Origin of the sequence: Pseudomonas sp. PsB, from assembly GCF_043658375.1 — a bacterium.
In the GTDB taxonomy this organism is placed as follows: Bacteria; Pseudomonadota; Gammaproteobacteria; order Pseudomonadales; family Pseudomonadaceae; genus Aquipseudomonas; species Aquipseudomonas putida_Z.
Genome location: NZ_JBIGLU010000001.1, coordinates 709,785 through 721,741, shown reverse-complemented (window position 1 = coordinate 721,741; position 11,957 = coordinate 709,785). Strand labels below are relative to the sequence as shown.

11 protein-coding genes are annotated in these 11,957 nt (G+C 63.8%); 5 read left to right on the top strand and 6 right to left on the bottom strand.

The features are described 5' to 3' along the window. Positions 1–80 precede the first annotated feature (80 nt). From ACGLHT_RS03275 to ACGLHT_RS03260, 4 genes are all read left to right on the top strand, one after another. On the top strand, positions 81–413 hold the full coding sequence (locus tag ACGLHT_RS03275) for a multidrug efflux SMR transporter (protein WP_137162525.1): 333 nt from the start codon (positions 81–83) through the stop codon (positions 411–413). 199 nt (positions 414–612) lie between these two features. Next, entirely contained in the window at positions 613–1,788 is a 1,176-nt protein-coding gene (locus ACGLHT_RS03270) for an FAD-binding oxidoreductase (protein WP_137162526.1), read from the top strand. Then, the gene (locus ACGLHT_RS03265; protein WP_013974470.1) at positions 1,785–2,597 is read left to right on the top strand and encodes an aldo/keto reductase; all 813 of its coding nucleotides are present in this window, start codon (positions 1,785–1,787) and stop codon (positions 2,595–2,597) included. Before ACGLHT_RS03270 ends, ACGLHT_RS03265 begins: the two co-directional genes overlap by 4 nt. 50 nt (positions 2,598–2,647) lie before the next feature. Continuing rightward, complete coding sequence (locus ACGLHT_RS03260; protein ID WP_075046548.1) at positions 2,648–3,616, top strand: metal ABC transporter ATPase; 969 nt, start codon at positions 2,648–2,650, stop codon at positions 3,614–3,616. A 143-nt stretch (positions 3,617–3,759) separates the two neighbouring features. Here ACGLHT_RS03260 and hldE read toward each other — a convergent pair whose 3' ends face one another. The 3 genes from hldE to ACGLHT_RS03245 all read right to left on the bottom strand — a co-directional run bounded on the left by hldE (position 3,760) and on the right by ACGLHT_RS03245 (position 8,311). After that, the gene (gene hldE, locus ACGLHT_RS03255; protein ID WP_025340854.1) at positions 3,760–5,181 is read right to left on the bottom strand and encodes a bifunctional D-glycero-beta-D-manno-heptose-7-phosphate kinase/D-glycero-beta-D-manno-heptose 1-phosphate adenylyltransferase HldE; all 1,422 of its coding nucleotides are present in this window, start codon (positions 5,179–5,181) and stop codon (positions 3,760–3,762) included. Positions 5,182–5,311: 130 nt separating this feature from the next. After that, entirely contained in the window at positions 5,312–7,120 is a 1,809-nt protein-coding gene (msbA, locus tag ACGLHT_RS03250; RefSeq protein ID WP_025340855.1) for a lipid A export permease/ATP-binding protein MsbA, read from the bottom strand. A gap of 15 nt (positions 7,121–7,135) precedes the next feature. Continuing rightward, positions 7,136–8,311, bottom strand: coding sequence for an O-antigen ligase (locus tag ACGLHT_RS03245; protein ID WP_274119856.1), 1,176 nt, complete (start codon positions 8,309–8,311; stop codon positions 7,136–7,138). A 101-nt stretch (positions 8,312–8,412) separates the two neighbouring features. Between ACGLHT_RS03245 and ACGLHT_RS03240 the strand changes: the two genes are divergently transcribed. Continuing rightward, positions 8,413–9,018, top strand: coding sequence for a toluene tolerance protein (locus ACGLHT_RS03240; RefSeq protein WP_274119855.1), 606 nt, complete (start codon positions 8,413–8,415; stop codon positions 9,016–9,018). Between the two features lie 3 nt (positions 9,019–9,021). Here the strand turns inward: ACGLHT_RS03240 and ACGLHT_RS03235 are convergent, their stop codons facing one another. From ACGLHT_RS03235 to ACGLHT_RS03225, 3 genes are all read right to left on the bottom strand, one after another. Further along, positions 9,022–10,113 (bottom strand): glycosyltransferase, encoded by a 1,092-nt coding sequence (locus tag ACGLHT_RS03235; RefSeq protein WP_085704260.1) that lies wholly within the window; start codon positions 10,111–10,113, stop codon positions 9,022–9,024. Positions 10,114–10,146: 33 nt separating this feature from the next. Then, positions 10,147–10,920 carry a glycosyltransferase family 2 protein gene (locus ACGLHT_RS03230; protein ID WP_085663526.1) on the bottom strand — a complete coding sequence of 258 codons (774 nt, stop codon included), beginning with the start codon at positions 10,918–10,920 and terminating at the stop codon, positions 10,147–10,149. Positions 10,921–10,986: 66 nt separating this feature from the next. Beyond that, on the bottom strand, positions 10,987–11,943 hold the full coding sequence (locus tag ACGLHT_RS03225) for a glycosyltransferase (protein WP_025340859.1): 957 nt from the start codon (positions 11,941–11,943) through the stop codon (positions 10,987–10,989). Positions 11,944–11,957: the final 14 nt, after the last annotated feature.

Here is an 11,957-nt window from a genome sequence, read left to right as displayed (position 1 = left end):
TCTCCAATAGTGATAGGTAATGACTTTACCCCATCCAGGTTACGTCTAGAATGCCCGACCAGTTACCGGAGGATCCCGCCATGAATGCCTACACCTACCTCGCCATCGCCATCTGCGCCGAAGTCATCGCCACCGCTTCCATGAAAGCGGTGAAAGGCTTGAGCACGCCCGTGCCGTTGCTGCTGATGGTGGTTGGCTATGGTATTGCGTTCTGGATGCTGACCCTGGTGGTGCGCAGCATTCCGGTGGGGATCGCCTATGCCATCTGGTCGGGGCTGGGGATTGTGTTGATCAGTGTGGCGGCGCTGGTGATCTATGGGCAGAAGCTGGATGTGCCTGCGATGCTGGGGATGGCCATGATTGTGGGTGGGGTGGTGGTGATTCAGCTGTTTTCGAAGACTGCTGGGCATTGATGTTTGCCTGATGGATTTTGGGGCCGCTTCGCGGCCCTATCGCGACACAAGGCCGCTCCTACAGGGACCGAGGCATGCGCGGGGCCTGTAGGAGCGGCCTTGTGTCGCGATAGGGCTGCGCAGCAGCCCCAGGAACGCAAAGCCCACATCGGCCCGACCCTGTATACTTGCCAGCTGTCCCAGTCTTCGAGGTACCGCCATGCCATCCGCCATTTCCACTGACGTGCTGATCGTCGGCGCCGGGGTCGCAGGCCTCTGGCTAAATGCCCGCCTGCGCCGGCTGGGCTACTCGACAGTACTGGTGGAACGCGCCAGCCTTGGCGGCGAGCAGACCATCAAGTCCCAGGGCATCATCCATGGCGGCACCAAGTACGCCCTGCACGGTGCCCTGACAGGCGCCTCGGAAGCCATCGCCGACATGCCGCGACGCTGGCGCGAAGCGCTCAGCGGCAGCGGCGAGCTGGACCTGACCCGCACCCGCCTGCTGTCCGACGCCCACTACCTGTGGTCACCAGGCACCCTGGCCGGCAACCTAACCAGCTTCTTCGCCAGCAAGGCCGTGCGCGGCCGGGTCGACCAGGTGAAGGGCGAGCAACTGCCGCCGGCGCTGCAGGACCGCGCCTTCAAGGGCAAGGTCTATCGCCTGGCCGAACTGGTCATCGACGTACCCAGCCTGCTGGCCAACCTGGCCGAACTGGCAGGCGACAGCCTGCTGGCCGGTGAGCGCATCGAGCCACTGCGCGAGGGCGACGACCTGGTCGGCCTGCGCGTCGACGAGCGCGACATCCGCGCTCAGCGCATCGTGCTCAGCGCCGGCGCCGGCACCGAAGAGCTGCTGCATGCCCTGGGCCTGAACCAGCCAGCCATGCAGACACGCCCGCTACATATGGTGATGGCCAAGGGTGCCAACCTGAAACCGCTTTACGCCCATTGCCTGGGTGGCGGGCCAAAGCCACGGGTGACGGTTACCACCCACCCCGCCGCCGATGGCCAGTGGGTCTGGTACCTGGGCGGCGACCTGGCCGAAGCCGAAGGCGTTGCCCGCGAGCCGGCTGCGCAAATCGCCGCGGCACAGAAAGAGATCGCCAGCCTGCTGCCATGGGTCGACCAGAGCCAGGTGCGCTGGGCCACCCTGCGGGTCAACCGTGCGGAACCGGCGCAATCGGGCCTGGTACGCCCGGACAACGCCTTCCTCGCCGACCAGCAACGCCTGCTGGTGGGCTGGCCGACCAAGCTGGCCCTGGCACCGGACTTCAGCGACCGGGTCATCAGCCACCTGGAGCGCGACGGTATCCGCCCACAGGCACAGGCCGACCTGGCCGACCTGCCACGCCCACCGCTGGGCGTACCGGCCTGGGAGCAACTGCTGCCATGAGCCTGCCGACCCTTCACGACTTCCATCGCCCCTTGGGCAGCACCGGCTTCAAGGTTTCGCCGCTGGGCCTGGGCACGGTCAAGCTGGGCCGCGACCAGGGCGTGAAGTACCCCACCGGCTTTACCATCCCCGGCGATGACGAAGCCCGCCTGCTGCTGGCCCAGGCCCGCGAGCTGGGCATCAACCTGATCGACACCGCCCCGGCCTACGGCCGCAGCGAAGAGCGCCTGGGCCCGCTGCTGCGCGGCCAGCGCGATGAATGGGTGATCGTCAGCAAGGTTGGCGAAGAATTCGACAATGGCCAATCGCACTTCGATTTCAGCGCCGCCCACACCCGCCGCTCGGTGGAGCGCAGCCTGCGGCGCCTGGAAACCGACCGCATCGAGCTGGTGCTGGTGCATTCCGACGGCAACGACCTGGCGATCCTGGAACAGCAGGAGGTCTACCAGACCCTTGCCGAGCTCAAGCAGGAGGGCAAAATCCTCGGCTTCGGCCTGTCCGGCAAGACCGTCGCCGGCGGCCTGAAGGCGCTGGAGCAAGGCGACTGCGCCATGGTCACCTACAACCTCAACGAACAGGCAGAACGCCCGGTGCTGGACTACGCTGCCGAACACGGCAAGGCCATCCTGGTGAAGAAGGCCCTGGCCAGCGGGCATATCTGCCTGGCCCCGGGCGTTGACCCGGTGCAGGCCAGCTTCGAGCTGCTGTTCGCCCACCCGGGCGTCAGCAGTGCTATCGTCGGCACCATCAATCCGTTGCACCTGGCCCACAATGTGGCCACCGTCGCCCGTATCCTGGGCCAGCATTGAGTTGCCCCAGGCCCTCGGGCCTGGACTGACCCGACGCAAGGAGGAGCCTCGTGGCGCGAACGCTGATCCGCAAGAACCCGAGCAACTTCAAGACACTGCCGCTGCATGTCGAGGCCACGCCCGAAGGGCTGATCTACCAGAGCATCGGCATGCCGCTGAACTTTGCCCAGATCCAACAACGGCGCAAGGCCATCCAGTTGCCCGACGTGCAGCGCTTCGTGATCGAACTGGCCAACCTGGGCGTGTCGGTGCGGCTGACCCTGCATTGGCAGAACCGCGATTATTGGGTGCTGGTACGTCAGCGCCGGCAAGACCGTGGCGATGTGGTGCTGAAACTGATTTCCGGCTATGTGCCGGCGCAGGAGCTGAACCTGCCATTGCACACGGCCGTGCAGGAAGTGGCCGAGGAATGCCTGCTGGAAACCCCGGAAGGCTGGCTGGGCGGGCGCTTCAACGACACCTGGTTGCCGGTGCCCTACGCTGCCGCCCTGCACTACCGCGAAACGCCGCACTTTGTGCTGGCCCCGGAGTCCGGTGCCGCGCGCCCGGTGCACTGCGGCAAGCTGATGCTGCTGGAACGGCCACGGGCGTATGTGCACCTGCCCACCGCCTCGCTGCAACTGATCTACGACATGCGCCTGCAGGTACCCCGGGACGCCAAGAAGCTCAGCCTGTTCCACGTTGATGAGCGGCTGGAGGGCGACCAACTGGTGGCGCGGCTAAACCGCAAACGGCCAGACCTGTACCTGATGCCACTGAAGGACGGCCAGCCACTGGCTGAGCTGTATACCGTGAAGAAGGATGAACTGGTGCCGGCGAGCACACGCGGGCTGTACCTGGCCGAAAGTTTTGCCCGGCAGGAAGGCTGGGTGGTCACGGACGAGCGGGTGCGCTGGAAGGATTGGGTGAAGCAGCAGGGGTTGGTGGAGAACAAGCCGGTGCGGGCATCGCACCTGCAGCGGTTTGGCGACAAGGCGCGGGAACTGCTGGAGCGGGCGCGTACTTCACTGCACAAATAAGATTCCGAGGCCTGCGCCGCCCCTGTAGGAGCAGCCTTGTGCTGCGAAGAGGCCGGTAGAGCCAAAGAAATACTTTTGCCCTACCGGCCTCTTCGCAGCACAAGGCTGCTCCTACAGGTAATGAGGCAGCCTCAGAGGTTCGATCAGTTCTTGCGAATCTTCTCGACGATCGCAGTGGTCGAGCTGTTCTCGACCAGCCCCAGCACCTTCACGGTACCGCCATAGGCCTTGACGATATCGGCACCCACCACCTGGTCGATGCCATAGTCGCCACCCTTGACCAGCACGTCCGGCTTGACCTGGCTCAGCAGGTTCTCCGGCGTGCCCTCGGGGAAGCTGATGACCCAGTCCACTGCCCCCAGCCCGGCCAGTACGGCCATGCGCCGGTCGACGCTGTTGATCGGCCGGCCCGGCCCTTTCAGGCGGCTGACCGAGGCATCGTCGTTGACCGCGACGATCAGGCGATCGCCCTGGGCCCGCGCCTGTTCCAGGTAGGTGACATGCCCGGCATGCAGGATGTCGAAGCAGCCGTTGGTGAAGACGATCTTCTCTTTGTGTGCCCGCGCGTCGTCGATGGCCAGCAGCAGTTGCTCCAGGCCCAGCACGCCGCGCTCGGAGCCTTCCTCACGCTGGATCGCCCGGCGCAGCTCGGGGGCGCTGATCGCAGCCGTACCCAGCTTGCCGACCACGATGCCCGCCGCCAGGTTGGCCAGGGCCACGGCGTGGGGCAGGTCCTCGCCGGCAGCGATGGCCGCGGCGAGGGTGGAGATGACGGTATCACCGGCACCGGTCACATCGAACACTTCACGCGCCCGCGCCGGCAGGTGCAGCGCCGGCTGGCCGACGCGCAGCAGGGTCATGCCGTGCTCGCCACGGGTCACCAGCAAGGCGCCAAGGTCCAGGTCCTGCAGCAGCTGCAGGCCCTTGGCGACCAGCTCGGCCTCATCGACGCAACGGCCGACGATGGTCTCGAACTCGCTGAGGTTGGGGGTGATCAGGCTAGCGCCACGGTAGATGGAAAAGTCCTTGCCCTTGGGGTCGGCCAGCACCGGAATGCCCTTGGCCCGCGCCGCCTGGATCAGGCTCTGGTGGTTTTTCAGTGCGCCCTTGCCGTAGTCGGACAGGACCAGCACCTTGACGCCCTCGAGCAGGCTGTCGACCTCTGCGCCCAGCGACAGCGGGTCGGTGGCGAACGGTTCTTCGAAATCGATGCGCAGCAACTGCTGGTGACGGCTCATGACCCGCAGCTTGACGATGGTCGGCTGGTGCGCGATGCGCTGGAACACCGAGCGCACGCCTGCAGCCTGCAGGCTGTTGGCCAGGCTGTCGGCGGCCTCGTCCTGGCCGGTGACGCCAATCAGCGAAGCCGGCGCGCCCAGGGCGGCGATGTTCAAGGCAACGTTGGCCGCGCCGCCGGGGCGATCCTCGATCTGATCGACCTTGACCACCGGGACTGGCGCTTCAGGCGAGATACGCGAAGTACCGCCATGCCAGTAGCGGTCGAGCATGACATCGCCGACCACCAGTACCGGGGCTTGATCGAAACGCGGCATGGACAACTTCATGGGCAACCCATATGGAAATAATGAACAGGGGCAGGATATTAGCACAGGGTAGACGACGGCTTTATGGCCAGATCACCCCAGGAAAATTCCCGTGACAATCGGGGCCGCGATGGCCCCGATCAACGAGGGGTCAGGTGATATCGGCCTTGGCCGGCTCATCCAGGCCCATGGCATGCAGGCGGGCATAATGGCCATTGGCCGCGAGCAGCTCGGCATGGGTGCCGCGCTCGACCAGCCGGCCCTGGTCCATGACCAGGATCTGGTCGGCCTTCTCGATGGTCGACAGGCGGTGGGCGATCACCAGCGTGGTACGGCCCTGCATCACATGGTCCAGGGCAGCCTGGATATGCCGCTCGGACTCGGTATCCAGCGCCGAGGTGGCTTCGTCGAGGATCAGCAGCGGCGCATTCTTCAGCAGTGCCCGGGCGATGGCCAGGCGCTGGCGCTGGCCGCCGGAGAGCAGCACGCCGTTTTCACCCACTTCGGTATCGAAGCCTTTTGGCAGCCGGTCGACGAACTCCTTGGCGTAGGCATCGGCCGCAGCGGCTTCGATGTCGGCGCGCGGGGCGCCGGCCAGGTCGCCATAGGCGATGTTGTTGGCCACGGTATCGTTGAACAGGGTGACATGCTGGGTCACCTGCGAAACGTGACGACGCAGGTTGCGCAGGCGATAGTTCTCGATTTCCACGCCATCGAGCAGGATCTGCCCCTGGTCGTGGTGATAGAAGCGCGGGATCAGCGCCGCCAGGGTCGACTTGCCGCTGCCGGAGCGGCCGACCAGGGCAATCATCTGGCCCGGCTCGGCCACGAAGCTGATATCGCTCAGCACCTCACGCTCGGTACCCGGGTAGGTGAAGCTCAGGTTGCGCACTTCCAGGCGCCCTTCCACCCGCTCCTTCTCGACGGTGCCGCTGTCCACTTCAGGCGCTTCGTCCAGCTGCTCGAAGATGCTCTCGGCACCGGCCAGGCCCTTCTGGATGGTCGAGCTGACTTCCGAAAGCTGACGAATCGGCTTGGGCAACAGGCCGGCGGCGGTGATGTAAGCCACCAGGTCACCGGCAGTGGAATCACCGCGCAGGAACAACACCAGGAACATCAGCGCGGCCATGGCGGTGTAGATCACCAGTTGCAGCATCGGCGTGTACAGCGAGCCGGTCTTGGTCATTTGCAGCTGCTTGTCGGTGTTGCTCTGGCTGGCCTTGCCGAAACGCTGCTCTTCGTAGGCCTCGCCGCCAAAGCTGCGCACCACGCGGTAGCCCTGGATGGTTTCCGAGGCAACGTGGGTGACGTCGCCCATGGCCACCTGGATCTTCTTGCTCTGCTTGCGGAATTTCTTGCTGGCGACGCTGACCATCACTGCAATCACCGGCAGGATCGCGACCATCACCAAGGTCAGGTGCCAGTTCATCCACAGCAGGTAGCCGAACAGGAACACCACGGTAAGGCCTTCGCGGATCACCACCTTGATCGCATCGGTGGCGGCACCGGTGACCATGGTCACGTTGAAGGTAATGCGCGAGATCAGGTGCCCGGAGTTGTGGTTGTCGAAGTAGCGGTTAGGCAGCACCAGCAGCTTGTTGAACAGTTCCACACGCAGGTCGTGCACCAGGCACAGGGAAACCTTGGCCAGGAAGTAGTTGCCGAGGAACGAGCCCAGGCCCTGCCACGCGGCGATCAGGATGATCAGCAGCGGTACAGCCTGCAGCAGTTGCAGGTCGCGCAGGTAGGGGACGTTGGGGAACAACACCGCTTCGGGGTTGCTCAGCCCATCGACGAAATATTTCAGGATCCCGGCCAGCATCGGCTGGGTCGAGGCAAAGATCACGAAACCGATGATGCTCAGCAGGAAAATGCCGACATAGGGTTTCACATAGCTCAGCAGCCGGAAGTAGATCTTCAGGCTGGAGGTGTGTTCCGCCGGTCGCGGTGTTTCGGCCATTATCAAGCTCGCTGTTCAGGTTGAACCGGAAATTTTACCACAGGCATCATTTTCGGCACGCCCCCATGGCAGCAACATGGCCAGGCCCACGGGCAGCCAGCTGATGAACCATTCGGCACGTGGCGTACCGGTAAGGCTGGCGGCATCGAACTGCATGGCCAGGGTGGAGTACACCCAGAAACCAAGCAGGATCTTGCCGAACAGCGTGCCGCGTGCGCGGACGATTTCGCCCAGGGTGTACAGCCACACCATGACCCACAGCAGCATGCCGGGCAGGCCCATCTCCACTGCGATGTGAGTGAACATGTTGTGGGTATGGTCGAAGTGCTTGCCCACTGCACTCACATCGTAGGCAGCGCCCAGGCCAAGGCCGGTCCAGGGATGCGCGGCGATCATGTCGACCACGGCATGGAAGATTTCCGGCCGGTAGGACGAACCGCGCTGGGCGATCAGGTCGTACACGAGATAGAAGGCCAGGCCGGTGGCGATGGCCGCCAGCACGGCAAACACCCGGCTGTGGCGGTCACGGAACCACAGCGGGGCCAGGATCACGGTGAGCACCAGGGCCAGGATTGCCCCACGGCTCTGGCTGAGCATGGCAAACAACCCCAGGCACGCCAGCGCTGCCAGCCACAACAACTGCAGGCCACGTTGCCGCGGCGGCTCGTAAAGCAGGAAGAGCACGGCCGCACCGATGACGTAGGCGCCCAGGATCGGGTGCGATACCTCGCCGATGCCCTCCAGGCGGGCCAGCAAGGGCATGCCCAGCACGCCGTAGAAATGGATGACCGAGACCAGCGCGGCAACGGCCAGCAAGGCGCTACCGGCCAGCAGCAGCTGACGAATGCGGGCCTGGCCAAGCTGGCCCAGCAGCGGGAACGCCAGCAGGAATACCAGGATGTAGAGCAGGCGCTTGGCCTCGCGCCCCGGGTTTTCTGCGGCCGACCAGACCAGGCTGAGCCCGCTCCAGGCCAGCAGCAACAACACACTCCCCCACAAGGCCGGCTGACGCCGCCAGGCCTGCACTATTACTTGCCTTGCGGACCACGCCATTACCAGCGTCGGCAACCACAGGAACAGCACCAGGCCTTGCTGATAGACCTTGTTGCTCGGTGCCAGGGCAATCGCTGCCAGGAACCAGACCAGACCAAACCCCAACCAGGCTTGCGCCCAGTTTTTTTGATACAACATCCTTTCCCCCGATGAATCAAAGACACCATCCAATGGTGCTACAACATTATTTTCGGCATTATTGCCGGTCATTCTGTTTGCCCGACGACAAGGCTCTATTCATGCAATGCTCCCGGCTCCCCCAGGTCGACTTCGATCAGCTGACACAAGGCGCACAGGTGCTTGAGGCAGATAGCCATGGCGCCAAAGTCTACCTGCTCGCGGATGGTAATTTCCTCAAGGTTTTTCGTAGGAAGCGGCTGATTTCATCTGCACTGCTGCGCCCGTACTCGCAGCGCTTCGTCGACAACGCCGCACGCCTTGCACAACTGGGCATCCCCACCCTGGAGGTGATCAGCCAGCACAAGCTCGACCTGCCAGGGCGTACCGCCGTGCTGTACCGCCCGCTGCCAGGGCGCACCTTGCTGCAGATGTCGCGCGATGAGGGTTTCAGCTGGGACACCTACCTGCCGCGCCTGATCGAACTGATCCGCCAGCTGCATCGCAGCGGCGTGTACTTCCGCTCGTTGCACCTGGGTAATGTGGTAGTCACCCCCGACCAGCAACTGGGCCTGATCGACGTGGCCGACATGCGCTTCCTGCGCCCGCCGCTGTCGGCGCGCATGATTCGGCGCAATGTGCAGCATATGGTGCGCTACATCGAGCGGGAGAACCTGGGCGACCGCTTCCCCCTTGCCGCTTTCGAGTCAGCCCTGCTAGCGCGTTGAGCGTCAACTGCGCAGCAGGCTCTGCGAACCGTTGCAGAATGCCTGCCAGGCCTGCTCCGGGGCCAGCGCCTGGCGCTGCCGCGCGGCTACCGCCGGGGCACTGAGCGACGCACAACGCTCGATCGCCTCGGCCCAGGCATTTTCATTGGTAACGGGCAGGTAGCCACCGGTGTCCTGCAACTGCTCACGGAACACCTGCAGGTCGCTGCACACCACCGGCACATCGGCCATGACCGCCTCCTGCACCACCAGCCCCAGGCCTTCGGAGCGCGAAGGCACCAATAGCCAGTCGAATGCCCGGTACAGCTGCTGCAGGTCGTCTCGGTGACCACTCAGGTGAACACGACCAGCCAGGCCAAGCGCATCGATACGAGCCTGCAGCACCGCACGCAGAGGGCCTTCGCCGATGATTGCCAACTGCAGGTCCGACTGGCGCGCACTGGCCTTGGCGAACGCCTCGATCAGCATCTCGAAACCTTTGCTCTCCACCAGCCGCCCGACCGCGCCCAGCATCACCCCTGCTACCTGTGGCAACTGCAGGGCCTGCCTGGCTGCGTCCCGACTCAACAACGGTTCGGCGAAAGCCAGTGGATCAAGGGCCATGCGCAAGGTCTGCACCGGCCTGCCCAGGTCGTGTTCGAGTGACGTGGCAAGTGTCTGCGAAACGGCGGCGATGCTCAGCCGCTCGGCCGGGAACATGCGCAGCAGGCGAACATCGCTGGCACTCAGGCGCGTCTTGCCGTGGAACAGCACCTTGGCACGCACCTGCGGAACCTGCTGCAACAACGGCAACACCAACCGCGCCACACCGACACCGTCGAGCAGCACGACTTCAGCCTGGGCCTCGTTCAGCGCCTTGCGCAAGCGCATGCGCAACCATGGGCGCAAAAGGCGCCAGAAGTGCCGCCCTTTCAGCGCCCGTGACGGCATATGCCACTCCCGGGTCGAGCCAAGCCCACAGCAGAGCCCGCTACCCAGCAGCAGCCAGTTACTGATCCGGGCATCGGCACCCGCATGCGACAGCACCTGCCGATGCACCTTGTGGATGGACATGTACGGCGTTCCACCCGCCCACATCATATTGACGATGTTCATGGGCCCTCTCCCGCTCATGTCAGGTGGGACACTTCATTGAACAAAAATGGTGATTCCCATGCCAATCACGGCACCCGCCACCAGCGTCAATGCCAACTTTATCCGATCACGTTTACGACGTTTGGCCTTGCGCTCCACTTCGATGGGCAAGGTCACGTGATTACCAAATCCAGTGTGCAATACTGCATCACCCTCCAAGGTGACCGCTGTCAGGTTTAACTCAGCATAGCGCCGGGAAAGTGCCTTCTCTCCAGCATAGGCGGCAAATGGCGCGCAACGCTGGTAATCGCTCAAACGACGCAGCCCGGGGTTGAGCGAAAACGCCTGCCACTCGGCCTTGTCGGACAGCAGCGGGTAGCAAGGCACCCCGGCGATCACCTGGCGATCACCCAGGTGGATGTAAGGGCTGTGAACGGCCAGGTCATGGGCATGGCTGCGCAGCCACACCTGCAACAGGTCGGGGCTGACCTCCAGGATGGCCCGGGAGTCTTCGACGAAGCCCTGGCGATAGAAGTGCCAGTCGTCCTCGCAGTGAAAGATGTAGGGCGTCTTGACGTGGCTGTAGGCCAGGTCGATAGACGGCAGCTGGCCCAGCTTGGGCCGGTTGACGAACACCTTGCAGTGCGGTTTCCAGTGCTCAGGCACAGCGGCATGCACGGCATCGTCACCGGAGTCTTCGGTGATGAATACTTCGCGAATGGGCGCGGTATTGTAGCGATCGAAACTCTCAAGGGTATCTTTGAGCAGATCGAACCGCCCACAACTGGTCACGACGAGCGTGACGTCACTCTCATTTGAAAAGCGCACCGGACTCCCTCCGCATTGCGACTATCGACTTTCAACGCCCGCTCCGCAGGCGCGAAAATTCTTTTGTTAGATGCCCAGCTTCAGGCGCAGCCGCTGCCATGCAGACAACGGCGGATGGGGCCTGAGCGCCGGGCGCATGTGGTCGACGATGCTACGTCCAACTGCGCCGAAACTGAAACGGGAAACCGCCAGGTGGCGGCCATTTTCTGCAATCTGCCGGGCAAGTTCAGGTTCCGCACGCAAGTGGCGGAGCTTTTCCTGGAGGGTCGGGATGCTGTCATAGAACACCACGTTGTGCATGTCCTGCAGGCCCAGCGCGCGGTTCTCTTCCTCGCCCTGGTCATACGCCAGCAACACACAGCCACAGGCCATGGCTTCGAAGTTCTTGATCATGTATTCGCCCATGCCGACGTCGGCACTGACGAAGAAGCGGATCCGGTTGAGCGTGTTGCAGTAGTCCTCACCCGACTTGGTACGGGTCACTACCAGGTTCTCGACTCGGCCCAGCTCGTCCAGCAATGCCTTGCGGCCGCTGTAGGCCACGCTGTTGGTGCTGCCGACGAAGGCCAGTTCGATGTCGCGCTCACGCCCCTGGTCGGCCAGCAACTGCTCGTCGTAGCCCTTGGGCACGAACACGGCGTCGAAACCTTCCTGGCGCAGGCGCTCGCTGACCATGTAGCCGGAGCTGATCACCCGCGCCCAGGGCAGCTTGCGGTAATGGGCGCTGAACTTGCCGGTGTATTTGCACGGGATGTAGTTCTGGTAGGCATCGTGCTCGAGGATGACCAGGTTCGGCACGGTACGGATGAACGCCGCCTGGCGGATTTCCTGCTTGAAACGCAGGAAGAAGACAATGCGGTCATAGCGCTCGACCTGCACTTCACGCTTGAAATAGCGGCGCAGGTTGCGCTGGTCTTCGCTGGTCAGCCAGCGCAGGTCGCACTCGCAGTTGGCCGCGACGCCATCGTACAGGCGGTCGAGAATCGCCCGCTGTTCCTTCTGCACCAGAAATAGGACTTTCATTGGGTTCCTTGGGC

Excerpts from the sequence above, each read along its gene's own strand:
- ACGLHT_RS03270 (WP_137162526.1), top strand. The coding sequence starts at position 613 with ATGCCATCCGCCATTTCCACTGACGTGCTGATCGTCGGCGCCGGGGTC.
- ACGLHT_RS03265 (WP_013974470.1), top strand. The coding sequence starts at position 1,785 with ATGAGCCTGCCGACCCTTCACGACTTCCATCGCCCCTTGGGCAGCACC.
- hldE (WP_025340854.1), bottom strand. The coding sequence starts at position 5,181 with ATGAAGTTGTCCATGCCGCGTTTCGATCAAGCCCCGGTACTGGTGGTC.
- ACGLHT_RS03235 (WP_085704260.1), bottom strand. The coding sequence starts at position 10,113 with ATGAACATCGTCAATATGATGTGGGCGGGTGGAACGCCGTACATGTCC.
- ACGLHT_RS03275 (WP_137162525.1), top strand. The coding sequence starts at position 81 with ATGAATGCCTACACCTACCTCGCCATCGCCATCTGCGCCGAAGTCATC.
- ACGLHT_RS03245 (WP_274119856.1), bottom strand. The coding sequence starts at position 8,311 with ATGTTGTATCAAAAAAACTGGGCGCAAGCCTGGTTGGGGTTTGGTCTG.
- ACGLHT_RS03240 (WP_274119855.1), top strand. The coding sequence starts at position 8,413 with ATGCAATGCTCCCGGCTCCCCCAGGTCGACTTCGATCAGCTGACACAA.
- msbA (WP_025340855.1), bottom strand. The coding sequence starts at position 7,120 with ATGGCCGAAACACCGCGACCGGCGGAACACACCTCCAGCCTGAAGATC.
- ACGLHT_RS03225 (WP_025340859.1), bottom strand. The coding sequence starts at position 11,943 with ATGAAAGTCCTATTTCTGGTGCAGAAGGAACAGCGGGCGATTCTCGAC.